The 22493-nt window shown below is 70.1% G+C and carries 23 protein-coding genes; 19 read left to right on the top strand and 4 right to left on the bottom strand.

What is annotated here, in order from left to right:
• Positions 1–46: 46 nt before the first annotated feature.
• From P9K36_RS22820 to P9K36_RS22790, 7 genes are all read left to right on the top strand, one after another.
• Entirely contained in the window at positions 47–880 is an 834-nt protein-coding gene (locus P9K36_RS22820; RefSeq protein WP_236961966.1) for a Crp/Fnr family transcriptional regulator, read from the top strand.
• Entirely contained in the window at positions 877–3387 is a 2511-nt protein-coding gene (locus tag P9K36_RS22815; protein ID WP_274926712.1) for a GAF domain-containing protein, read from the top strand. Before P9K36_RS22820 ends, P9K36_RS22815 begins: the two co-directional genes overlap by 4 nt.
• Before the next feature lie 10 nt (positions 3388–3397).
• Positions 3398–3772 (top strand): response regulator, encoded by a 375-nt coding sequence (locus tag P9K36_RS22810; RefSeq protein WP_043348410.1) that lies wholly within the window; start codon positions 3398–3400, stop codon positions 3770–3772.
• Between the two features lie 64 nt (positions 3773–3836).
• Complete coding sequence (locus P9K36_RS22805; protein ID WP_278306041.1) at positions 3837–3998, top strand: hypothetical protein; 162 nt, start codon at positions 3837–3839, stop codon at positions 3996–3998.
• Between the two features lie 197 nt (positions 3999–4195).
• Complete coding sequence (locus P9K36_RS22800; RefSeq protein ID WP_278306040.1) at positions 4196–5287, top strand: alkene reductase; 1092 nt, start codon at positions 4196–4198, stop codon at positions 5285–5287.
• Between the two features lie 103 nt (positions 5288–5390).
• Positions 5391–7304: a PAS domain S-box protein gene (locus tag P9K36_RS22795; protein WP_278306039.1), complete on the top strand. Its 1914-nt coding sequence runs from the start codon at positions 5391–5393 to the stop codon at positions 7302–7304.
• A gap of 1 nt (position 7305) precedes the next feature.
• A complete protein-coding gene (locus P9K36_RS22790; RefSeq protein WP_043759239.1) occupies positions 7306–8025 on the top strand; it encodes an HAD hydrolase-like protein in 720 nt (239 codons plus the stop codon).
• Here the strand turns inward: P9K36_RS22790 and bamE are convergent.
• A complete protein-coding gene (gene bamE / locus P9K36_RS22785; protein ID WP_043348419.1) occupies positions 7962–8459 on the bottom strand; it encodes an outer membrane protein assembly factor BamE in 498 nt (165 codons plus the stop codon). The two genes, P9K36_RS22790 and bamE, sit on opposite strands and share 64 nt — an antisense overlap.
• Positions 8460–8614: 155 nt before the next feature.
• On the opposite strand from bamE, the gene P9K36_RS22780 reads away from it, so the two are divergent.
• From P9K36_RS22780 to P9K36_RS22725, 12 genes are all read left to right on the top strand, one after another.
• Positions 8615–9184, top strand: a complete 570-nt coding sequence (locus P9K36_RS22780; RefSeq protein ID WP_043348434.1) for a ubiquinol-cytochrome C chaperone family protein — start codon at positions 8615–8617, stop codon at positions 9182–9184.
• The gene (locus tag P9K36_RS22775) at positions 9181–9696 is read left to right on the top strand and encodes a DUF177 domain-containing protein (protein WP_043386443.1); all 516 of its coding nucleotides are present in this window, start codon (positions 9181–9183) and stop codon (positions 9694–9696) included. Before P9K36_RS22780 ends, P9K36_RS22775 begins: the two co-directional genes overlap by 4 nt.
• 145 nt (positions 9697–9841) lie before the next feature.
• Entirely contained in the window at positions 9842–10876 is a 1035-nt protein-coding gene (gene plsX, locus P9K36_RS22770) for a phosphate acyltransferase PlsX (protein ID WP_043348438.1), read from the top strand.
• 104 nt (positions 10877–10980) lie between these two features.
• Positions 10981–11988 carry a beta-ketoacyl-ACP synthase III gene (locus tag P9K36_RS22765; protein ID WP_075381998.1) on the top strand — a complete coding sequence of 336 codons (1008 nt, stop codon included), beginning with the start codon at positions 10981–10983 and terminating at the stop codon, positions 11986–11988.
• Between the two features lie 166 nt (positions 11989–12154).
• Positions 12155–12475, top strand: a complete 321-nt coding sequence (locus tag P9K36_RS22760) for an integration host factor subunit alpha (protein WP_043348440.1) — start codon at positions 12155–12157, stop codon at positions 12473–12475.
• A 246-nt stretch (positions 12476–12721) separates the two neighbouring features.
• A complete protein-coding gene (locus P9K36_RS22755; RefSeq protein WP_075380887.1) occupies positions 12722–13213 on the top strand; it encodes a MerR family transcriptional regulator in 492 nt (163 codons plus the stop codon).
• Positions 13214–13300: 87 nt separating this feature from the next.
• Entirely contained in the window at positions 13301–13720 is a 420-nt protein-coding gene (locus P9K36_RS22750; RefSeq protein ID WP_043759233.1) for a hypothetical protein, read from the top strand.
• A 120-nt stretch (positions 13721–13840) separates the two neighbouring features.
• Positions 13841–14284: a hypothetical protein gene (locus tag P9K36_RS22745; RefSeq protein ID WP_043348449.1), complete on the top strand. Its 444-nt coding sequence runs from the start codon at positions 13841–13843 to the stop codon at positions 14282–14284.
• 218 nt (positions 14285–14502) lie between these two features.
• A complete protein-coding gene (locus tag P9K36_RS22740; RefSeq protein ID WP_043348452.1) occupies positions 14503–16455 on the top strand; it encodes a PrkA family serine protein kinase in 1953 nt (650 codons plus the stop codon).
• A gap of 203 nt (positions 16456–16658) precedes the next feature.
• Positions 16659–17960: a YeaH/YhbH family protein gene (locus P9K36_RS22735; protein WP_043386438.1), complete on the top strand. Its 1302-nt coding sequence runs from the start codon at positions 16659–16661 to the stop codon at positions 17958–17960.
• A gap of 90 nt (positions 17961–18050) precedes the next feature.
• Entirely contained in the window at positions 18051–19622 is a 1572-nt protein-coding gene (locus P9K36_RS22730; protein WP_278306038.1) for a SpoVR family protein, read from the top strand.
• A 108-nt stretch (positions 19623–19730) separates the two neighbouring features.
• Entirely contained in the window at positions 19731–20159 is a 429-nt protein-coding gene (locus P9K36_RS22725; RefSeq protein WP_043386434.1) for a PaaI family thioesterase, read from the top strand.
• A gap of 6 nt (positions 20160–20165) precedes the next feature.
• Here P9K36_RS22725 and P9K36_RS22720 read toward each other — a convergent pair whose 3' ends face one another.
• The 3 genes from P9K36_RS22720 to nrdR are packed head-to-tail and all read right to left on the bottom strand — an operon-like array spanning position 20166 to position 22429.
• On the bottom strand, positions 20166–20786 hold the full coding sequence (locus P9K36_RS22720; RefSeq protein ID WP_043351065.1) for a riboflavin synthase: 621 nt from the start codon (positions 20784–20786) through the stop codon (positions 20166–20168).
• Between the two features lie 3 nt (positions 20787–20789).
• Positions 20790–21899 (bottom strand): bifunctional diaminohydroxyphosphoribosylaminopyrimidine deaminase/5-amino-6-(5-phosphoribosylamino)uracil reductase RibD, encoded by a 1110-nt coding sequence (gene ribD, locus P9K36_RS22715; protein WP_053609107.1) that lies wholly within the window; start codon positions 21897–21899, stop codon positions 20790–20792.
• Positions 21896–22429, bottom strand: a complete 534-nt coding sequence (gene nrdR, locus P9K36_RS22710) for a transcriptional regulator NrdR (RefSeq protein WP_043386431.1) — start codon at positions 22427–22429, stop codon at positions 21896–21898. The genes ribD and nrdR overlap by 4 nt, the downstream gene beginning before the upstream one ends.
• Positions 22430–22493: the final 64 nt, after the last annotated feature.

The raw sequence follows: 22493 nt of genomic DNA, 5'->3' as shown, positions 1-22493 counted from the left end.
GCGGGAAGTGTTCACTCTTGAACGGACGCGGCGGCCAAGCTGGGCTATGCCGGCTCGTAGCGCCAGCCTGCCGCGACCGATGCCGCCGAACTCACCGTCCCCGCTGGAGCGGAACCTCCTGCTCCGCTCGCTGCCACCCGTCGAACGGTCGAGGCTTCTCCCCCATGCGGAGGTGGTCACACTGGTGCGCGGCGACGTCCTGTTCGAGCCGGGGGACGAGGTCACCGCGATGATCTTCCCGCTCGACGGGACGGTGGTCTCCCTGATCGTGCCGCTGGAGGAGGGCCGCACCATCGAGACCGCGACCGTCGGTCGGGAGGGGGCGCTCGGCGGCGTTGTGAGCCAGGGCTACCTCCCGGCCTTCAACCGCGCCGTCGTTCAGATGGGCGGGGCAGCGGTGCGGCTGGACGCGGCGCGGATGCAGGCGGCCAAGCGCACCTCGCTGCCGATCCGCAACGCCCTCGTGCGCTACGCCGACTGCCTCCTCGCGCAGGTGGTCCAGTCCGTCGCCTGCAATGCCGCCCATCCCATCGAACAGCGGTGCGCGCGCTGGGTGCTCGCCCTGCACGACCGGCTCGCCACCGATGTCCTGCCGGTCACCCAGGACATGCTGGCGGAGATGCTCGGGGTGCGCCGGACCTATCTCAGCGGCATCCTCAACCGGCTCCAGGCCCAGGGGCTTATCGAGATGGGCCGGGCCAGGATCACGGTCCGCGACCGGCCGGCTCTGCAGGCGGCGTCCTGCGAATGCCATCGCCGGGTGCAGGAGCACTTCGCCCTCGTCCTCGGCGCGACCTTCACGCCGGCCGGAACCCTCGTCGCGCTCGACCCCGACGGCGCGCCCGATCCCCTGGCGACGCACGGGGCCATTTCCGCATGACCGTGATCGACATGGAAGGCGTCGAGCATCTCATCGCCGCCGACCTGCGTCTCGCCGCGCTCAAGGCCTACGGCATCCTCGACACCCCGCCCGAGGCCGCCTTCGACGGCATCGTGCGGCTGGCGACCCGGCTGTGCCTGACCCCGGTCGCCCTCGTCAGCTTCGTGGCCGCCGACCGCCAGTGGTTCAAGGCACGGATCGGTTTTCCTTCGTGCGAGACCGACCTCGAGCGCTCGGTCTGCAAGTACGCGCTGGCCGAGCCGGACCTGCTGATCGTGCCCGACCTCGCGGCCGACCCGCGCACGGCCGACAACCCCCTCGTCACTGGGGAGCCGTTCATCCGGTTCTACGCCGGGGCGCCCCTGCGCGCGCCCGACGGGCAGGTGCTCGGCTCGCTCTGCGTCATCGACACGGTGCCCCGGCCCCAGGGGCTGACCCCGGAGCAGCAGGAGGACCTGCGCATCCTGGCGGCCCAGGTCGTCACCCAGCTGCAGATGCGCCGGGCCGTGGACGAACGCGATCAGGTCCTTGCGTTCCAGGCCGCCGAGCTGCGGCGGGCGCACCGGCTCGACGTCATCGCCACCGCCTCCACGGCCCTGCTCACCGCCGACGACCCCTCCGCGGTCCTCGAACCCATTCTGAGGGACGGGGCCGACGCCCTCGGGTTCGACCGGGCCTGCCTCTACGACGTAACGCCGGACCGGCAGCACCTGCGCCTGACCCACGCGGTCAACATCTCTCCGGACGGGCGCGAGCGCCTGAAGCGCCTGCCGTTCGGGACTCCGCTCTGCGGCATCGTCGCGGAGACCCGCCAGCCCCTGATCCTCAGCGGGTTGCAGGCCAGTCTCGATCCGCGATGGGAGGCGGCCCGCGGCAACGGCCTCGACGCCTATGCCGGGTTCCCCATCGTCAGCCGGGGCGAACTCTGCGCGGTCATCGCCTTCGCCTCGACGCGGGTGGCCGCCTTCGACCGCGAGACCGTGGCGTTCTTCGAGACGCTCGCCCGCCTGATGGCGGCGGTCCACGAGCGCCTCGACGGCGAGGACGCCCTCGCCGAGAGCCGGGCCTACTGGCGCAGCCTGTTCGAGCGGCTGTGCGAGGGCTTCATCGTCGGCGAGGTCATCCGCGAGGCCGGACAGGTGACCGACTGGCGCTACGTCGAGGTCAACCGTGCCTGGGGCGACCTCGTCGGCATCGACGTGAACCAGGTTGCCGGCCGGACCATCCGCGAGGTCTTCCCCGGTATCGAGGACGCCTGGGTCAATGAGTTCGCACAGGTGGTGGAGAGCGCGGAACCGCGCGAGTTCCTGCGGCGGGTCGGGACGCTCGACCGCTGGTACGAGGGCCGCGCCTTCGCCATCGGCGCCGACCGCTTCGCCGTCACCTTCCTCGAAGTCACCGACCGGGTCCAGGCCGAGGCGCGGCGTACGGCCCTGCTGAGCCTCGGCGACCGGTTCCGCGACCTGACGGAGGCCCCGGAGATGATCCAGGCCGCCGCCGAGATCGTCGGCACGACCCTCGGCGTCACGCGGGCCGGCTATGGCCATATCGACGGCGACGTTGAATTCGTCGACATCGAGGAGGGCTGGACCGCACCGGGCGTCGCCAGCATCGCCGGGCGGCACCGCTACGCCGATTTCGGCGACATCCGCGAGCACCTTCGGCGCGGCGAGCCGCTGGTCATCGAGGACGTGCGAACCGATCCGAGAACGTCCTCGGATCCCCGGCTGATGCTCGACGTCGGCATCGGCGCGCTCGTGAACATGCCGGTTCGCGAGCGGGGACGCACGGTGGCGGTGTTCATCGTGCAGGACGACAAGCCCCGCCGATGGTCGCCGGAAACCCTGGCCTTCGTGCGCAACGTCGCCGAGCGTCTGGAGTCGGGCGTTGCCCGGCTCGAGGCCGAGGAGCAGCAGCGCATCCTCAACGAGGAGATCTCGCATCGCCTGAAGAACATGCTCGCGATGGTGCTGTCGATCGCCACGCAGACCCTTCGCGGTGTCCCCGACCGCGCTCCTGTGGAGGCCTTCGAGCGGCGCATCCACGCGCTGTCGACCGCCCACAACGTGCTCCTCCACAAGACATGGACGAGCGCCCCGGTCCGCGAGGTCGTCCATGCGGTCCTCGGCGCTGCGGGGCATGGCGACCGCATCACGGTCACGGGCCCCGATTTCGATCTCGGGCCGCGCGCGACGCTCTCGGTCTCGCTCCTGCTGCACGAATTGGCGACCAACGCCGCCAAATACGGGGCCTTGTCGGTCCCCGACGGGCGGGTCGCCGTGACGTGGCGCCTCGATGACGGCATCGGGGAGCGTGAGGTCGTGCTCGACTGGGTCGAGCGGGGCGGCCCGCCACCTGTGGCCCCCGCGCACTCCAAGCGCGCCGGGTTCGGCTCGCGCCTCATTCGTTTGGGACTGGCCGGATCCGGCGGCGTCGACCTTCGTTACCCTTCCTCTGGCTTCGAAGCGACGCTGCGTGCGCTGCTCGTCCAATTGCAGCATGGATAGGGAGCGAGCCGTGGCTGCAGGGACTGCGAGGCGGAATGCCATCCTCGTCATCGAGGATGAGCCGGTCATGCGCCTCATGGCTGTCGACCTCGTCGAGGAGGCGGGGTTCGAGGCCCTGGAAGCGTTCGACGCCGAGGAAGCGGTGCGCCTTATGGAGGCGCGGCCCGACATCGTCCTCGTCTTCTCCGACATCGACCTCGGCATCGGCATGGCGGGTCTGGACCTCGCCCATGCGATCCGAGACCGTTGGCCGCCGGTCGAGATCATCATGACCTCGGGGAAGATTCAGCCCGAACCCGGGGATCTGCCAGAGCGCGGGCGCTTCTTCGAGAAGCCCTACCGCCGCGACGAGGTCGCCGCGGCGATGCGCGAACTCGCAGCCTGACCGGACGTCGGGGCGATCGGCCGAGCCGGATCCTGCCTCTCCGGCATCGGCCGCGCGGCCCGGCATGGAGACCGACACCCAGACCGGACCGGCCGACCCGAAGCTGCATGGCCGGCGTCGACTCCGGATATCCGGGTCGCGGCGACGACACGGGCGCATCGGCGCCGACCCGGCGACCGACGGCGGCATCGGTGAGCGCCTTCTCGTCGACCGGCCCGAACGGTGACCGCGGACCGCACGGTGCGGATCAGTCGACAGGGCCGGGTTCCGAGCGAGCCCGGCTGTTCACCATTCACCGTGTGCGCCCCCGCACGCGCCTGTCAGCCCTGCTGCGCTGCACCTTGGCATCGCGGCGGCGCAGCGCCACCTCGGCGCGGGAATAAAACCGGACGCGGCCTGCGCCGCACCACAACGAGGTACCTCATGCCGTCCCTGCTCGACCCGATCCGTATCGGCGCCATCGAGGCGAAGAACCGGATCTTCATGGCGCCCCTGACGCGCGGCCGCGGCACCCGCGAGCACGTGCCGACCCCGATCATGGCCGAGTATTACGCCCAGCGCGCCGGCGCCGGCCTGATCCTCACCGAGGCCACCGGCATCAGCCAGGAGGGTCTCGGCTGGCCCTTCGCGCCGGGGATCTGGTCCGACGCCCAGGTCGACGCGTGGCGGCCGATCGTGAAGGCCGTGCACGACAAGGGCGGCAAGATCGTCTGCCAGATCTGGCACATGGGGCGGCTGGTCCACCCGGACTTCCTGGGCGGCGAGAAGCCGGTCTCGGCCTCTGCCACGACGGCGCCCGACCAAGCGCACACGTATTCCGGCAAGAAGCCCTATGCCGAGGCGCGCCCGCTGGAGGTCTCGGAAGTGCCGCGCCTGCTCGCCGATTACGAGCGGGCCACCGCCAATGCCCTGGCGGCCGGCTTCGACGGCGTGCAGATCCACGCCGCGAACGGCTACCTGATCGACGAATTCCTCCGTGACGGCACCAACCACCGCACCGACCAGTACGGCGGCTCCATCGAGAACCGCGTGCGGCTGCTGCGCGAGGTGACCGAGGCGGTGGCGAAGGTGGCCGGGCCGGAGCGCACCGGCGTGCGGCTCTCGCCCAACGGCGCGATCCAGGGCTGCAACGATTCCGATCCGGAGCCGCTGTTCGTGGCCGCCGCCCAGGCGCTCGCCGATGTCGGGATCGCTTTCCTGGAGATGCGCGAGCCGGGGCCGAACGGCACCTTCGGCAAGGCCGACCACCCGCCGATCGCCCCGGCGATGCGGCGCGTGTTCCGCAACCCCATGATCCTGAACGCCGATTACGACGGCATCAGCGGCCAGAAGGTTCTTGATGCCGGCGAGGCCGACGCCATCGCGTTCGGCCGGACCTTCATCGCCAATCCGGACCTCGTCGAGCGGATCGCCCAGAAGGCGCCGCTCAACAAGGACGACGCCGCGACGTGGTACAGCCAGGGGCCCGAGGGCTACATCGACTACCCGACCCTGACGAAGTCCCGCGCCGCCTGACGCGCCCCGGCCAGCATCGTCTGCCGGGCCCCGGCGGGCACGGCAGGAAAGCGCGGCGGTCCCTAGGCAGGGGGCCGCTGCGCGCCTATGTGAGGGCAGGACCATGGATGTGCCTGCACCTCACGCGCTCGCGGAAGCCGGACCGACCGATGGACGCTGGAGCGCCGCGGATCGGATCGCGGAACTTCGTGATCTCGCGATCCTCGATTCGGAGCCGGAGCCGCTCTACGACGATCTCGTGCGGGTCGCAGCCTATGTCTGCCGCGCGCCGGTCGCCCTCGTCAGCCTGGTGGATGCCGAGCGGCAGTGGTTCAAGTCGGAGGTGGGCCTCGGCAAGCGCGAGTTGCCGATCAACTGTTCGGTCTGTGCCCATACGATCGAGGCGGGCGATCTTCTCGTCATCCCGGATCTGACCACCGACCCGCGGACCACTGAGAACCCCCTCGTGACCGGGGCGCCGGCCTTCCGCTTCTATGCGGGCGCGGTGATCCGCGGCAATCATGGCATTCCGATCGGTGCCCTGTGCGTCCTGGACCGGGCCCCGCGGCCGGACGGCCTCGATTCCGAGCAGACCGCGACCCTGCTGGCGTTGGCACGTCAGATCTCGAGCCTGCTGGAGCATCGCCGGACGCTGGCGCGGGTCGCCGCCCGCGAGGCGGAGATCGCCGCGAGCGAACGCCGCTTCCGCGTGATGACCTCCGCCATGCCCCAGATGGTCTGGACCACCCGGCCGGACGGGTTCCACGATTATTACAACGACCGCTGGTACGAGTTCACCGGCGTGCCCTACGGCTCCACCGACGGCGAGGGCTGGAACGGGGTGTTCCACCCCGAGGACCAAGAGCGGGCCTGGGCGCGGTGGCGCCACTGCCTCAGGACGGGCGAGCCCTACGAGATCGAGTACCGCCTGCGCCACCACAACGGCGATTACCGCTGGACGCTCGGGCGCGCCATGCCGATCCGGGACGCCGAGGGGCGGATCGAGCGCTGGTTCGGGACCTGTACCGATATCGACGACCTGAAGCGTGCCGAGGCCGAAGCCCGCAAGCTCGCCGTGATCGTCGAGACCTCCAAGGACTTCATCGGGCTCTGCACCCTCGAGGGCGAGATCACCCATCTCAACGAGGCCGCCCTGGCCCTGGTCGGCCTGCCCGACCTCGCCGCCGCCCGGGCGTGCACGGTGTCCGACTTCTTCACCGACGACAGCCGCCGGATCCTGGCCGAGACCGTCATGCCGGCGGTGCGCCGGGACGGATTCTGGGAGGGCGAGCTGGCCTTCCGGCACTTCGTCACCGGCGAGCCGTTGGCGGTGCTCTACAACATCTTCCCGGTGCGCGATCCGATGGGGACGGAGGTGGGATACGCCACCGTCACCCGCGACCTGCGCGAGGCGAAGCGCGCCGAGGAGGCGCGGGACCTTCTGATCCGCGAGCTGTCGCACCGGATCAAGAACATCTTCGCGGTGGTCGGCGGCCTCGCCGCGCTGACCGCCCGGAGCGATCCTGCGGCCAAGCCGTTCGTGGCGGCGTTCCGCGAGCGACTGGGCGCCCTGGCCCGGGCCCACGAATATGTTCGCCCCCATTCCCCCGACAGCGCCCCGCCGGTGGCCGGCCAGACGGTGCTTGGGCTGATGCGCCTGATCATGGCCGCCTACGAGGAGAACGGACGCGCGCGCGTGGTGATCACCGGGGACGATGCCGAGATCGGCGAGCGCACCGCCACCGCCCTCGCCCTGATCATGCACGAGCAGGCGACCAACGCGGTCAAGTACGGAGGGCTCTCGACGCGGGAGGGCGGCGTCTCGCTGAGCGGGGCCCGGGAGGCAGGCCGCTATACGCTGACATGGCACGAGGAGGGCGGCCCCCAGGTTGCCGGCGCGCCGCTCCGGAAGGGGTTCGGCACCGTTCTGGCCGAGCGCAGCGTCGCCGGCCAGCTCGACGGCGTGCTGGAGCACGACTGGGCGCCGGGCGGTCTCCTGATGCGGCTCTGTGTCCCGCTCGAGAACCTGCGGACCTGACATGACCCGGCCGCCGGCCGCTCCACGGCCGCGTCTCGTCGTCCTCGATTTCGACGGCACCCTGGCCGACAGCTTCCCGTGGTTCTGTTCGGTTCTGAACGGGGTCGCCGACCGCTACCGCTTCCGCCGGGTCGAGGCCCACGAGGTCGAGGGTCTGCGGCTCCTGGGCGCCCGGGCGATCGTGGCCCATCTCGGCATCCCGCGCTGGAAGCTGCCGCTCATCGCCCGCCACATGCACAGGCTGGCCGCGCGCGACGCCGGCCAGATCGCCCTGTTTCCCGGCGTTCCGGCGATGCTGGCCGCGGTCGCGGAGGCGGGCGTGCCGCTGGCGATCCTGTCGTCGAACCGCGCCGACACGGTGCGGCGGGTGCTCGGACCGGACAATGCCGACCGCATCGGCACCTATGCCTGCGGGGCCTCGGTCTTCGGGAAGGCGCGTCGGCTGCGGACGCTGCTCGCACGGACCGGCGTGGCGCCCGACCGGGCTCTCTGCATCGGCGACGAGATCCGCGACCTCGAGGCGGCGCGCGCCCTGGGCTGTCCCTTCGGCGCCGTGGCCTGGGGCTATACCGATTCCCGGGCTCTCGCGGCCCTCGGCCCCGAGCACCTGTTCTCGGAGCCGGCGGAGATCGCCCGCCTCGTGGCGGGCGAGGCCGATCACATGCCGCGATTGGCGCCCGGCACGACGCTGGTGCCGCTGCCGCTGCCGAACGGCTCGTAGCGGGTCAGGCCGCGGAATAGCTGGCTGAGGAAGGCGCGGTCGGCGCCGCTCGTCGGCGTCGTGCGCTCGATGAAGTCGAAGATCCGACCGTCCTGGAGGCCGTAGAGCGCCACCCGCTCGACCTTGAAGGCGGGCGAGAAATAGACCGCCGTCACCTTCTGGTCCTCGACCTGCTCACCCAGGAACATGATCGTCCGGCGGGTGTTCTGCGAGATGTAGTACCAGGACTTGTTGCCCACGGTGGACACCGTCGACGGCGTGCCGAGGATCTGCAGGACCTGCTCGGGGCTCATGCCGGGCTTGATCGTGGCGAGTGCCGCTTGGTCGACCTGATAGCCGTGACGCAGCTCCTCGCCGATGCAGCCGGACAGGCCGGTTCCCGCAAGGCCGAGCAGGGCGAGGCGCGCGAAGGACTGGACGAGACGGCGCCGCATCGGGCCCCCAGAGAGCGTGTTGACGGACGGGGCGCAACCGTCGTCGCCGACACGGGGCTCCGACGGCGCTTGCGCCCTGGGCGTGGGTTGCCGTACCGCGGGGTTATGGCTTTGACAAGGCAAGCTTGGCCACAGATGGCCGGGGTTCGGCACCGATGATCGCCGGGTTGTTCCGGCGCGCGAGCGCGCGGCGCCGCGCCGTCGAGGGGCTGCACGTGGCCTTGAGCATGGCCGCGCGCCGGCCGGGCCTCTACACGCGCCTCGGCGTGCCCGATACCGTGGAGGGCCGGTTCGAGGCCCTTTGCCTGCACGCGATCCTGGTCCTGCGCCGGCTGAACCGGTTGCCGGCGCCGGCGTCCGAGGTGGCCCAGGATCTCGTGAATTCCGTCTTCACCCAGCTCGACGCCTCGCTGCGCGAACTCGGTGTCGGCGACATGGGCGTGTCCAAGCGGATGAAGAAGCTCGGCGCCGCCTTTTACGGCCGGGCCGAGGGCTACGATGCCGCCCTGGAGGCCGGCGACGCGGCGGCGCTGCGCGCCGTTCTCGTCCGCAACGTGCTGGGCGGCGAGGGTGACGGGCGCGGTCTTGCCGCCTACGTGCAGTCCGCCGACGCCGCCCTCGCCGGCGCCGATCTGGACGGGCTGCTCGGGGCCGGGCCGCCCTTCCCGGAGCCGGACGGCTTCGCGCCGGCATCGGTCCACGCTGGAGATGGAGGAAATTCATGACCCGCCACGCCGGCCAGGAGGGCTTTCCCCTCGCGCGCTGGGTCAATGTCGAGCGCCTGCCCCAGGGGCGCGGCGCCGTCACCGTGGAGGCGAGCCCGGCCGAATGCGCGGCGCTCGCCGCCGATTTCGGCATCCCCGGGATCCGCGATCTGGTCGGGCGCTTCGCCATCGAGGGGCCGACCAGCCGTCTCACCGTGACCGGCGCGGTGGAAGCCCTGGTGACGCAGGTCTGCACCGTGAGCCTCGAACCCTTCGAGGCGCCGGTCCATGAACCGGTCGAGGTGGTGTTCACCGATACCGACCGGCTCGCCGGCACCGAGGCCGAGGAAGCCGACATCCCCGACCCGCTGGTCGGCGGCCGCATCGATTTCGGTGCGCTCACCGCCGAGTTCCTGGCGCTCGGCCTCGATCCCTATCCGCGCAAGCCCGGCATCACCTTCGAGCCGGTGGTGGCGGGCGACGATGCGGGGCCCCTCGACGGCCTGCGCAAGCTCCGCGACGGCGGAGCCTGAGGCCGTCGGCGACCGCCCGGAAGCCCGCGCCGCCCGATTTCATTTGCCCGCCGGGCCGGTATCGCTATGGTCCGCCGCGCCCGGCGGGCCCCGTCCCGCCGACGTCTGAACCCTTTCCCGCCGAGACCCGCGACCCGCTACCGACATGTCCCAACGCGTGTGCATCTCGCTCGACGCCATGGGTGGCGACCACGGGCCCACCACGGTCGTGCCCGGCGCGGCCCTGGCCCGGGAGCGTCATCCCGGCACCACCTTCCTGATGTTCGGCGACGAGGCCGTGATCGCGCCGCTGGTCGCCAAGGAGCCCCGGCTCAAGGATTGCGTCGAGATCCGCCACACCAGCGTGGCCGTGGCCATGGACGACAAGCCCAGCCAGGCGGTGCGCCAGGGCCGGGGCAAATCGTCCATGTGGCAGGCGATCCAGGCGGTGCGCGACGGGCAGGCCGATGCCTGCGTGTCGGCCGGCAACACCGGCGCCCTGATGGCGATGTCGAAGATCTGCCTGAAGACCATGTCGGGCATCGAGCGTCCGGCCATCGCCTGCCTGTGGCCGACCGTGCGCGGCGAGAGCGTCGTGCTCGACGTCGGCGCCACCATCGGCACGGATGCCGAGCACCTCGTCGAGATGGCCGTGATGGGCTCCGCCATGGCCCGGATCGTGTTCGACCTCGACCGGCCCACCGTCGGCCTGCTCAATGTCGGCACCGAGGAGATGAAGGGCAACGAGGCGGTCAAGGAGGCCGCCCGGATCCTGCGCGAGATGGAGAGCCCGGGGCTGACCTATCACGGCTTCGTCGAAGGCACCGATCTCGGGCGCGGCACCGTCGACGTGGTGGTGACCGAGGGGTTCACCGGCAACATCGCCCTCAAGACCGCCGAGGGCACCGCCAAGCAGATCGGCACGTATCTCCGCGCCGCCATGACCCGGACGCTGGCCGCCAAGATCGGCGCCCTGTTCGCCCGGCAGGCCTTCAAGGCCCTCAAGGACAAGATGAACCCGAGCCGGGCCAATGGCGGGGTGTTCCTCGGCCTCGAAGGCATCGTCATCAAGAGCCACGGTTCGGAGAATGCGCAGGGCTTCGCCGCGGCGATCGATCTGGCGCACGACATGGCGCGCCATGACATGATCCGCACGATCCGCGAGATGCTCGACCAGACCGCGGCGCTGGCGCCGGCGTGACGCCGGTGCCGGACTGAGCCCCGTCGACGGATGGGATGGAAATCGGACGGCTGCGGCTTCACAACTGGAAATTGTGAATCTGGCGTCGTCCGGGAAGGACAATGATGGCAACCCTCCGCACTGACCCCGAGCCGCACCGGCGCGCGCCCCCTCTGCGCTCGGTGGTGGTGGGGACCGGATCGAGCCTGCCCGCACGGGTGGTGACGAATGCCGATCTGGCCGAGCAGATGGACACCTCCGACGCGTGGATCGTCCAGCGGACCGGGATCCGCCAGCGGCACATCGCGGCCGCCGACGAGACCACCTCGGTCCTCGGCGCGCGCGCGGCCCGGGCCGCCCTGGAGGATGCCGGCCTGACCGCCGACGACATCGACCTCGTGATCTGCGCCACCTCGACGCCGGACCACACCTTTCCGGCGACCGCGACCCAGATCCAGGCGGCGCTGGGCATCCATCAGGGCGCGGCCTTCGACCTGCAGGCGGTCTGCGCCGGCTTCGTCTTCGCGGTCTCGACCGCCGACAAGTTCCTGACCACGGGCGCGGCCCGCCGCGCGCTGGTGGTCGGCGCCGAGACCTTCTCGCGGATTGTCGACTGGAAGGACCGCACCACCTGCGTGCTGTTCGGCGACGGGGCCGGCGCCATCGTGCTGGAGGCGCAGGACGAGGCCGGGGACCGCGGCGTGCTCAGCGCGAGCCTGCGGTCGGACGGGCGCCACCGGGAAAAGCTCTATGTCGACGGCGGTCCGGGTTCCACCGGCACCACCGGCCACCTGCGCATGGAGGGCCGCGACGTGTTCCGGTTCGCCGTGGGGCAGGTCACCGACGTGATCGTCGAGGCTTTCGCGCAGGCGGGCGTCACCGCGGAGGAGCTCGACTGGTTCGTGCCGCATCAGGCCAATCGCCGGATCATCGAGGCCTCGGCTGACAAGATCGGAATCGCCCGGGAGAAGATCGTGCTGACGGTGGACCGCCACGGCAACACGTCGGCGGCCTCGATTCCCCTGGCCCTCGACGTGGCGCGGCGGGACGGTCGCATCCAGGCGGGCGACCTCGTGATGATCGAGGCGATCGGCGGCGGGTTCAGCTGGGGTGCGGCGCTAATCCGCTGGTGAGGCTTCGAGCGGGCGCCTGAAACGATTCGCGGCCCCGCTGCGGTTGACCGGGGGCGGAGCGCCGATTAGCGTGCCGGATCATAGGGATACGCCTTCAGCGTTTGGTGTGGCCGCGCGTGCCGCACCATGCGTCATGGGGCGAACGATGCGGGCGAGGGGACACGGCATGGCAGGCAAGACGGTGACGCGCGCCGACTTGAGCGAGGCCGTCTACCATCAGGTGGGCCTGTCGCGGACCGAGTCGGCCGCCCTCGTCGAGACCGTGCTGTCGGAGATCTGCAGCTGCCTGGCGAGCGGCGAGACGGTGAAGCTGTCCTCGTTCGGCTCCTTCGTGGTGCGCAGCAAGGGCAAGCGCGTCGGCCGCAACCCCAAGACCGGGGTCGAGGTCGCGATCGAGCCGCGGCAGGTGATGGTGTTCAAGCCGTCCAACGTGCTCAAGGCCAAGATCAACGGCCTGAATGGCACGGGCGTTCACGACGACGATTGAGCGGGTCCGCGTGCGGGGCCGCCTCCTGCGGGGCCTGCGCCCCGGAACGGGCTGCGGTTCATCCTGCCCCCGCCCTTGTCCCGGATGCCCGCAAGGTCGCGGACGGTGAACGGGAGCCCGGCACACGACGCACCGCACAAGCGGCACCCGCTCCAAACGCCGCCGGATTCCTCGGCCTCTCAGGCTTGAGTGCGACCCTGCGACCGGTCAAGATCGGGGCGTTCCGAGCCCATTCGCAAGACACCCATGCCGCCAGCCCTCGCCGCCGCACAGACCGACGAACCGCCGACCGGGATCGGCGAGAAGAGCGCTCACGCGTTCCGGACGATCAGCGAGGTGGCCGAGGAACTCGACGTGCCCCAGCACGTGCTGCGGTTCTGGGAGACCCGCTTTGGCCAGATCCGTCCCGTGAAGCGGGCGGGCGGACGGCGCTATTATCGGCCCCAGGATGTCGAGCTGGTGGCGGGCATCCGGCATCTCCTGCACGTGCAGCGCTACACCATCGCGGGGGCGCAGCGGGTCCTCAAGGAGAACGGCGTCCGCTTCGTGCAGGCGGTCGGCCGCGGCGAGGCCGTGGCGGCCGAACCCCTGATTCAGGAGGTCGAGACGGAGGCGGGCTCCCGGTCCGGCACTCTCGGAGCCTCCGACCGGGCGTCCCTGGCCGAAGCCCTGGAGGAATTGCGGGCCTGCCGCGCCCTGCTCGATGGCCTGCGCGAGATGCCCGACCTGGAGGCCTGACCGGCCCAGCCTGACCGTGTCGGCACGACCGCGCGATCCGACACGCGGCCAGCGAACTTTCCGGCGACAACCTGCGTTGTCGCCCGCATGGCCGCGCCCAAACCCAAGTTGACGCCCAGCCAGGAACTGATGGCCCGCATCATGCGGATCGTCCGCACATGCCCGGAGGCGGCGTCCGAAGTCCTGGAACTGATGTTCCTCGTCAGCCAGATCGAGGCGGCTACCGGCGTCGACCGCGAGTACCGCGACGCCAAGCGCGTGATCAGCCGCCTGCGCAATCCGCTCTGGGAGATGGGTCCCACCGACCGGGAGAAACTCCTCGCGGCCGCCGAGACGATTCGCCGGGTCTGCCGTCTGGCCGAGGATGAGATTCCCCCCGCTCCGCTTGCCGATGCCGGGGAGCGCGCGCGGGTCGAAGGGCGGCTCGCCGCCGCCCTGGCCGGCGAATTCGATGCCGCGCAGATCGCCCGCATCACCGGTATCGTCGCGGCGGCGCTCCAGAATTAAGGGGCCGTCCGGGCCCTCGACGCCCGTGCGCGGCGTCCCCACATGGTCTCCACCGAGGAACGGGGCATCCGGACGCGCGTCCGGAGACAGGTCCCGGCTCGGCACTGGAGAGACGCTTCCATGATTGCCCTTCGTCCGCTCGCCGCGCTGCTCGTCGGGAGCATGGCCCTCGCCGGCCCGGCGCTGGCCCAGGCGCCCGCCAGCCGAACCAAGACCGTGGCGCCCGGCAAGACCGTGCGCATCGAGATCGCGCCGAACCTCAAGAAGGATTGTTCTCCTGGGCCGATGCCCGAGTTCAAGGTCTCCGGGCCGCCCAAGAACGGCTCGGTGATCACCAAGGTCGGCAAGCTGAAGACACCGGCGAGCTATCGCTGTCCCAACAAGGAGGCGGCCGTCCAGGCGCTGTTCTACCAGCCCAACTCCGGCTTCACCGGCACCGACGAAGTGACGTTCGAGGTCAAGAGCTCCGACGGTCAAGTGCAGACGCAGACCGTCAAGATTACGGTCGCGGCGTCCGGTGCCAAATCGGGAGACGATGGCAAGAAAGAGGGCACGGATTTGTGAGCCTGGGCCCGCTTAGGCGGTATCTGCCCAGTTCAGCGGCTCGTGCAGCCGTTCGGGGGCCGCACGGAGTCTCATCTGTGCGGCCTTCAGCGCTCGGGAGTGTTGCAAGCAATCGACATGCCGGGCGCCACGCTCGCCGCACTGCGACAAAAGCGGGCCTGTCGGTTGCATCCAAGCCGAGACAGGATGAAGCTGTCACGGTCTGAGAGGGTTATCGAATGCCCATGCATGCGACGAACGACCTTTTCCAGAGCTTCGCCCGAGGGTACGAGGCCCGCCGCGACACGGAGATGACGCTCTCCGAGTACCTGGAGGCCTGTCGCGACGAGCCCCTGATGTACGCCTCGGCCGCAGAGCGCATCCTCGCGGCGATCGGCGAACCCGAATTCGTGGACACCGCCAAGGATTCGCGCCTCGGCCGGATCTTCATGAACCGGACGATCCGGACCTACCCGGCCTTCCGGGAGTTCTACGGCATGGAGGAGACGATCGAGCGGATCGTCTCGTTCTTCCGCCACGCCGCGCAGGGGTTGGAGGAGCGCAAGCAGATCCTCTACCTGCTGGGCCCGGTGGGCGGCGGTAAGTCGTCGCTGGCCGAGCGGCTGAAGCTCCTGATGGAGGTTCACCCCGTCTACGTCCTCAAGGCGGGGGACGAGGTCTCGCCGGTCTTCGAGAGCCCGCTGGGCCTGTTCGATCCCGAGACGATGGGCGAGGAGATCCAGCGCCGTTACGGCATCCCGCGCCGGCGGCTGACCGGCCTGATGAGCCCCTGGGCGCTCAAGCGCCTCGACGAGTTCAACGGCGACATCTCGCGCTTCAAGGTGATCAAGGTCCGGCCTTCCCGGCTGCGCCAGATCGCCATCGCCAAGACCGAGCCGGGGGACGAGAACAACCAGGACATCTCCTCGCTGGTCGGTAAGGTCGACATCCGGCGCCTGGAGACCCTGTCGCAGGCGGATCCCGACGCCTACTCGTATTCGGGCGGCCTGAACCGCGCGAACCAGGGCATCCTCGAGTTCGTCGAGATGTTCAAGGCGCCGATCAAGATGCTGCACCCGCTGCTCACGGCGACGCAGGAGGGCAACTACGTCGGCACCGAGAATATCGGCGCGATCCCGTTCACCGGCGTGATCCTGGCCCACTCGAACGAGGCCGAGTGGCAGACCTTCAAGACCAACAAGAACAACGAGGCCTTCATCGACCGGATCTACGTGATCAAGGTCCCGTACTGCCTGCGCGTCACCGAGGAGCAGCGGATCTACGAGAAGCTGATCTCCAGCTCGGAACTCTCGGACGCCGCCTGCGCCCCCGGCACGCTGGAGATGCTGGCGCGCTTCTCGGTCCTGTCCCGCTTGCGCGAGCACGCCAATTCCAACGTCTTCTCGAAGATGCGGGTCTACGACGGCGAGTCCCTGCGCGAGGTCGATCCCCGCGCCCGCTCGATGCAGGAATACAAGGATACGGCCGGCGTCGACGAGGGCATGGACGGGATCTCCACCCGCTTCGCCTTCAAGGTCCTGGCCGCGACCTTCAACCACGACACCACCGAAGTCTCGGCCGATCCGGTACACCTGATGTACGTGCTGGAGCAGTCGCTCAAGCGCGAGCAGCTGCCGCCCGAGACCGAGAAGAAGTACCTGGAATTCATCAAGACCGAGCTGGCCCCGCGCTATGCGGAGTTCATCGGGCACGAGATCCAGAAGGCCTATCTCGAATCGTACCACGATTACGGGCAGAACCTGTTCGACCGGTATATCGACTATGCCGACGCCTGGATCGAGGACCAGGACTTCAAGGATGCCGAGACCGGGCAGCTCATGAACCGGGAGCTCCTGAACCAGGAGCTCACCAAGATCGAGAAGCCCGCCGGGATCGCCAACCCGAAGGACTTCCGCAACGAGGTGGTCAAGTTCGCCCTGCGCTCCCGCGCCCAGCACGGCGGCCGCAACCCGAGCTGGACCTCCTACGAGAAGCTGCGCGAGGTGATCGAGCGGCGGATGTTCTCCCAGGTGGAGGAACTGCTGCCGGTGATCTCCTTCGGTTCCAAGAAGGATGGCGAGACCGAGAAGAAGCACGGCGAATTCGTCGAGCGCATGGTCGCGCGCGGCTACACCGAGCGGCAGGTTCGCCGTCTGGTGGAATGGTACATGCGGGTGAAGCAGGCCGGCTGAGGCGCGGGGTGTCCGGCCGGGTCCAATCCGGCCGGCACAGGGTTCGACCCTGAGATCCGACCCTTTGCCGCCACAGTTTCGGACGACCGGCCGGTGAAGATCTCGGCCCTGCTGCAAAAGAGGGATCCATCCCTCCGGTAACAGCATGGTACGACAAGGGTCCGGACCCGGCCGGAACACGCGGACGAGGGTTTTCGCAGCGGATGCATATCGTCGACCGACGTTTGAACCCGGGCGGCAAGAGCCTCCCGAACCGCCAGCGCTTCCTGCGGCGCGTGAAGGACGTGGCCCAGCGCGCGGTGCGGGAATCCGCCCGCGAGAAGGACATCAAGGATCTCGGCAAGGACGGCCGCGTCACCGTGCCGGCGGACGGCGTCCGGGAGCCCCGCTTCTCGCGCCAGCCCGGCACGGGCCTGCAGGACCACATCCTGCCCGGCAACAAGACCTACGTCGAGGGCGACACGATCGAGCGGCCCCCGGGCAGCGGCGGCGGCCGTGGTGCCGGTGAAGGCGGGGAAGGCGGCGAGAACAGCGAGGACGCGTTCCGCTTCGTCCTCACCCGCGAGGAGTTTCTGGAGCTCTTCCTCGAGGATCTGGAGCTTCCGGACCTCGCCAAGCGGCGGCTGGCCGTGGTGGAAACCGAGGGGCTGCGCCGGGCGGGCTACACGGTCACCGGCTCGCCGGCGAATCTCGCGCTCACCCGCACCCTGCGCAACTCGATGTCCCGGCGGATCGCCCTCAAGCGGCCGAAGCCCGAGGAAGTCGCGGCCCTGGAGGCGCAGATCCAGGCCCTGGCGGAGGGCGATCCAGAGCGTTCGGAACTGGAGCAGGCCCTGTTCCGGCTGCGCGAGCGGTCGAAGCGGATCCCTTACGTCGATCCGATCGACCTGCGCTTCCGCCGGTTCGAGCCCTATCCGCGGCCGATCGCCCAGGCGGTGATGTTCTGCCTGATGGATGTGTCGGGCTCGATGACCGAGCACATGAAGGACCTCGCCAAGCGGTTCTACATCCTGCTGCACATCTTCCTGACGCGCCGCTACCGGCACGTGGAGATCGTCTTCATCCGCCATACCGACCGGGCGACCGAGGTGGACGAGGAGACCTTCTTCGGCTCCCGGGAGACCGGCGGCACCCTGGTCTCCTCGGCGCTCGTGGAGATGAAGCGCATCATCGCCGAGCGCTACGACCCGAACGACTGGAACATCTACGCCGCCCAGGCCTCGGACGGCGACAACGTCTCCTCCGACGGGCCGACCTCGACGGAACTCCTCCGGTCGCACATCCTCCCGGCCTGCCAGCACTTCGCCTATCTCGAGGTGGGGGACGAGAACGGCCCCCGCGCCGGCTTCGTGGAGCACCGCACCACCCTGTGGCGGACCTACGAGGCGATCGCCAAGGCCGGCGGTCCGATCGCCATGCGCAAGGTCAACCATCGCCGGGAGATCTACCCGGTCTTCCGCGAGCTGTTCGGCCGCAAGGAAGGCCGCGCCGAGGCGGAGGCGTGACACGGAGTGGCGCGACGCGTCCCTCCCGCCTCTGCGGGGGAGGGCGAGACGCGGAGTTGGCCGGATCCAAGCAATCGAACGGGAGGCCGCATGACGCTCGTCAAGGCACGGACGCCCCAGACCATCTCCGGGGGCCAGAAACCCCTGTTCACCGGTAACGACTGGGATTTCGACACGATCCGACGGATCCACGACGCCTGCGAGGCGGTGGCCGGACCGCAGCTGGGCCTGTCCTGGTACCCGAACCAGATCGAGATCATCACGGCCGAGCAGATGCTCGACGCCTACGCGTCGATCGGCATGCCGCTGTTCTACAAGCACTGGTCCTTCGGCAAGCACTTCGCCCAGCACGAGTCCGGGTACCGCCGCGGCCTCATGGGCCTCGCCTACGAGATCGTCATCAACTCCGACCCGTGCATCTCCTACGTCATGGAGGAGAATACGGCGACGATGCAGACGCTCGTCATCGCGCATGCCGCCTTCGGGCATAACCACTTCTTCAAGAACAACTATCTGTTCCGGCAGTGGACCGACGCCGAAGGCATCCTGGACTATCTCGACTTCGCCAAGGGCTTCATCGCCCGCTGCGAGGAGCGCTACGGCCATCAGGCGGTGGAGCAGGTGCTCGACGCCGCCCATGCGCTGATGAGCCAGGGGGTCCACCGCTATCCGCGTAAGAAGCGGCCGGACCTCGCCTCCGAGCAGCGGCGCGAGCGCGAGCGGATCGAGCACGGGGAGCAGATCTACAACGATCTCTGGCGGACCCTGCCGCAGAAGGTCGGCGCCGTCCGCTCCGACATGGCCGCCGAGCGGCGCAAGGCGCTGCTGGAGCTGCCCCAGGAGAACATTCTTTATTTCCTGGAGAAGGTCGCACCCCGCCTGCGCCCCTGGCAGCGCGAGATCCTGCGCATCGTCCGCCTAGTGGCCCAGTACTTCTACCCGCAGCGCCAGACCAAGGTGATGAACGAGGGCTGCGCCACGTACTGCCACTACCGGATCATGAACGCCCTGTCGGAATCCGGGCAGATCACCGAGGCCGCCTACCTCGAATTCCTGCAATCGCACACCAACGTCATCCGGCAGCCGAACTACGACGACCGCTCCTACGGCGGCCACAACCCCTACGCGATCGGCTTCGCCATGATGCAGGACATCGCCCGCATCGCCGAGCAGCCGACCGACGAGGACCGGGCGTGGTTCCCCGACATCGCCGGCACCGGCGACGCCATGGAGGTCCTGCGCGACTGCTGGGAGAATTACCGCGACGAGAGCTTCATCCAGCAGTTCCTGTCACCCAAGCTGATGCGCGACCTGCGCCTGTTCCACGTCGTGGACGATCCGGAGGAGCCGGAGCTGCGGGTCGAGGCGATCCACGACGAGCGCGGCTACCGCAAGCTGCGCCGCGCCTTCGCGCGCCAGTATGACGTCGCGTGGCTCGATCCCGACATCGAGGTGGTGGATGTGGATCTCGAGGGCGACCGGCGCCTGATCCTGCACCACAAGGCGATCAACAAGATCACCCTGCAGAAGGACGACGCCAAGCGGGTCCTGCAGCACCTCGCCGACCTCTGGGGCTACGACGTGGTGCTCAAGGAGATCGAGCCGGCCACCGGCACGGTGCTGGGCGAGATCACCGCCAGCGCACGGCCGATCTTCTTCTGATCGGAGCCGCGCGACGGTTGATTCCATCCGGACACCGCAGGATGCGGGGGGATAGACGGGAGGCGGGCTTCGGATTGCCTCCCGGGAGCGCCCGTGCTGCAAGGGCCCATGACCGCCACGATCCTGACCCTCGCCGAGACCCGTGACTTCCTCGACCGCGAGTTCCCGCAGATGCAGGCGGGCGGGCGGGCCTACCACCTCGAGGCCGTGGGACCGCTCTCGGCGCGGATGCGGCTGGAGGCCCACGAGCGCTTCCTGCGCCCGGGCGCGACGGTGTCGGGGCCGGCCATGATGGCGCTCGCCGACTATGCCCTCTACGCGGCAATCCTCGCCAATATCGGGCCGGTGGCGCTCGCGGTGACCACGAGCCTGAATTTCAACTTCCTGCGCAAGCCCGCCACGGGGGATCTCGTAGCCGAATGCCGGCTGCTCAAGCTCGGGCGGCGGCTCGCCGTCGGCGAGGTGGCGATCACCGCTGTCGGCAGCCCGGATCTCGTCTGCCACGCCACCGGCACCTACTCGATCCCGCCGCGTTGAGGACGCTCAGGCCCGCGCCTCCGCGAGCCGGGCGGCGTAGCGAGCGATCAGGTCGACCTCCAGGTTCAGGCGGTCGCCCTGCCGCCGCTCACCCCAGGTGGTGACCTGGAGCGTGTGGGGGATCAGCAGCACCGAGAACAGGTCGCCCTGGACCGAATTCACCGTGAGCGAGGTGCCGTCGAGGCAGACCGAACCCTTCTCGGCGATGAACTTCGCCAGGGCCGCCGGCGCCCGGAGCGTGAACCGCTCGCTCGGCCCCCAGGCGCCCGCCGTGACGCTCTCGCGCTCCACGATCTCGGCGAGACCGTCGACGTGGCCCGTGACCAAGTGGCCGCCGAGTTCATCGCCGATCTTGAGGGAGCGTTCGAGGTTGATCCGCGTGCCCGCCGCCCAGGAACCTACGGTGGTGCGCGCCAGGGTCTCGGCGGCCGCGTCCACCGCGAAGACGCAGCCGCCCTCGGCCGGCTCGACCGATACCGCCGTGAGGCAGGGGCCCGCGCAGGCGATCGAGGCGCCGAGCGCGATCGTCGCCGGGTCGTAGGAGGCGCGGATCGCGATCCGGCGCAGATCACCTTCGCCCGAGACCGAGACGACCGTGCCGACGTCGCTGACCAACCCCGTGAACATCGCTTACGTCCTGTTGCGCTCGTAGGTCACGGCCTCGTCGGGTCCGAACGTGAGCCGCTCGGCCTCGCGGAACCGGTCGCCCGCCAGGGCCTCCGCCAGGGCGGGCCCCAGCGCCGGAAGACCGCCCGCCGGTCCCAGTTCCACCGGACCGGTGACCAGCGTGCAGGTATCGATCAGATCGGCCCGTGCGAGCGCCTCCGCAAGGCGGGGGCCGCCCTCGCTGCACAGGCGGGTCAGGCCGCGCTCGCCCAGCTGCGCCAGGGCCGCCGGGAGATCGATCCCGCCGGCCGCGTCCGCCGGGACGGGCGCGACCTCGACGCCGAGCGCCTCCAGGGCGCGCCGCGCATGGGCCGGGGCCGAGCGGGTGGTGAGCACCAGGGTCGGCGTGTCGCGGGCGGTCCGCGCCAGGACGCTGGCGGGCGAGAGCCGCAGATGCGTGTCGAGCACGACCCGCAGGGGCGAGCGCCCGTCCAGGCCCGGCAGCCGGACGGTCAGCGACGGGTCGTCCGCCCGGGCGGTGCCGATGCCGATCAGGATCGCGTCGGCATGGGCGCGCCAGAGATGGACCACCCCGTCCGCCACCGGGCCGGTGATGCGCAGGCGCTCCGGACCGGCGGCGGCGCAGAAGCCGTCGCGGGTGCGGGCGAGCTTGAGGTGCAGGGCCGGGCGGCCGCGTGTCACCCGGATGATGTGGCCGACATGGTCGCGCGCCGCCGCATCCCGCATCAGCCCGGTCTCGACCGCGACGCCGCCCTGTCTCAGGAGATCGTGGCCCCGCCCCGCCACCCGCGGGTCGGGATCCTCCAGGGCACTGACCACCCGGGCGATCCCGGAGGCCAGGATGGCGTCGGTGCAGGGCGGCGTGCGGCCGTGATGTGAGCACGGCTCAAGGGTCACGTAGAGGGTCGCGCCGCGGGCGGCGTCCCCCGCGGCGGCCAGCGCCACGGGCTCCCCGTGCGGGCGTCCCCCCCGCGCCGTCGCCGCCGTCCCGAGGATGCGCCCGGTCCCGGGCTCGACCACCACGGCGCCGACCGACGGGTTCGGCCACGTGGTGCCGAGACCGCGGCGGCCCAGCGCTAAGGCGAGGCGCATGAAGTGGGTATCGTCACTCATGGGCGGCCGGCGCGGCGCCGCCCCGGTGCCTCGGGCTCCAGCTCGGCGTCCGGCCCCGGCACGGCCGCCGGCACCGGGCTACCGTCGCTCAGCGTGCCGAGCAGGTCCTCGAAGTCCTTCGCCTCGCGGAAGTTCTTGTAGACGGAGGCGAAGCGCACGTAGGCGACGTCGTCGAGACCCTTGAGCCCCGCCATCACCAGTTCGCCGATCGCCTCGGAGGTCACCTCGGGCTCCCCGGCGCTCTCGAGCTGCCGGGTGATGCCGCTGACCAGCCGCTCGATCCGCTCCGGATCGACGGCGCGCTTGCGGAGCGCCACGTCGATGGAACGTTGAAGCTTGTCCCGGTCGAAGGGCACGCGCTTGCCCGAGCGCTTGAGCACCACGACCTCGCGCAGCTGCACCCGTTCGAAGGTGGTGAAGCGGCCGGCGCAATCGGGGCAGACCCGGCGCCGCCGGATCGCGGCCCCGTCCTCGGAGGGCCGCGAGTCCTTCACCTGGGTCTCGGAGCCGCCGCAATAGGGACACCGCATGGATGGGATACTCGGGCATGGAAACGGCCGCGGACCGGTCGGATCCGCGGCCGTTTCCTAATCC

Source organism: Methylobacterium sp. 391_Methyba4 (assembly GCF_029691625.1).
GTDB lineage: Bacteria > Pseudomonadota > Alphaproteobacteria > Rhizobiales > Beijerinckiaceae > Methylobacterium > Methylobacterium fujisawaense.
This window is presented reverse-complemented; position numbering and strand designations above follow the sequence as displayed.

Coding starts and splice junctions, on each gene's coding strand:
- P9K36_RS22775 (WP_043386443.1), top strand. CDS start 9,181: ATGACCCGCCACGCCGGCCAGGAGGGCTTTCCCCTCGCGCGCTGGGTC.
- P9K36_RS22820 (WP_236961966.1), top strand. CDS start 47: ATGCCGGCTCGTAGCGCCAGCCTGCCGCGACCGATGCCGCCGAACTCA.
- P9K36_RS22750 (WP_043759233.1), top strand. CDS start 13,301: ATGGCCGCGCCCAAACCCAAGTTGACGCCCAGCCAGGAACTGATGGCC.
- P9K36_RS22760 (WP_043348440.1), top strand. CDS start 12,155: ATGGCAGGCAAGACGGTGACGCGCGCCGACTTGAGCGAGGCCGTCTAC.
- P9K36_RS22800 (WP_278306040.1), top strand. CDS start 4,196: ATGCCGTCCCTGCTCGACCCGATCCGTATCGGCGCCATCGAGGCGAAG.
- plsX (WP_043348438.1), top strand. CDS start 9,842: ATGTCCCAACGCGTGTGCATCTCGCTCGACGCCATGGGTGGCGACCAC.
- P9K36_RS22795 (WP_278306039.1), top strand. CDS start 5,391: ATGGATGTGCCTGCACCTCACGCGCTCGCGGAAGCCGGACCGACCGAT.
- P9K36_RS22735 (WP_043386438.1), top strand. CDS start 16,659: ATGCATATCGTCGACCGACGTTTGAACCCGGGCGGCAAGAGCCTCCCG.
- P9K36_RS22745 (WP_043348449.1), top strand. CDS start 13,841: ATGATTGCCCTTCGTCCGCTCGCCGCGCTGCTCGTCGGGAGCATGGCC.
- P9K36_RS22815 (WP_274926712.1), top strand. CDS start 877: ATGACCGTGATCGACATGGAAGGCGTCGAGCATCTCATCGCCGCCGAC.
- P9K36_RS22805 (WP_278306041.1), top strand. CDS start 3,837: ATGGAGACCGACACCCAGACCGGACCGGCCGACCCGAAGCTGCATGGC.
- P9K36_RS22740 (WP_043348452.1), top strand. CDS start 14,503: ATGCCCATGCATGCGACGAACGACCTTTTCCAGAGCTTCGCCCGAGGG.
- nrdR (WP_043386431.1), bottom strand. CDS start 22,429: ATGCGGTGTCCCTATTGCGGCGGCTCCGAGACCCAGGTGAAGGACTCG.
- P9K36_RS22780 (WP_043348434.1), top strand. CDS start 8,615: ATGATCGCCGGGTTGTTCCGGCGCGCGAGCGCGCGGCGCCGCGCCGTC.
- bamE (WP_043348419.1), bottom strand. CDS start 8,459: ATGCGGCGCCGTCTCGTCCAGTCCTTCGCGCGCCTCGCCCTGCTCGGC.
- P9K36_RS22725 (WP_043386434.1), top strand. CDS start 19,731: ATGACCGCCACGATCCTGACCCTCGCCGAGACCCGTGACTTCCTCGAC.
- ribD (WP_053609107.1), bottom strand. CDS start 21,899: ATGAGTGACGATACCCACTTCATGCGCCTCGCCTTAGCGCTGGGCCGC.
- P9K36_RS22720 (WP_043351065.1), bottom strand. CDS start 20,786: ATGTTCACGGGGTTGGTCAGCGACGTCGGCACGGTCGTCTCGGTCTCG.
- P9K36_RS22765 (WP_075381998.1), top strand. CDS start 10,981: ATGGCAACCCTCCGCACTGACCCCGAGCCGCACCGGCGCGCGCCCCCT.
- P9K36_RS22730 (WP_278306038.1), top strand. CDS start 18,051: ATGACGCTCGTCAAGGCACGGACGCCCCAGACCATCTCCGGGGGCCAG.
- P9K36_RS22790 (WP_043759239.1), top strand. CDS start 7,306: ATGACCCGGCCGCCGGCCGCTCCACGGCCGCGTCTCGTCGTCCTCGAT.
- P9K36_RS22755 (WP_075380887.1), top strand. CDS start 12,722: ATGCCGCCAGCCCTCGCCGCCGCACAGACCGACGAACCGCCGACCGGG.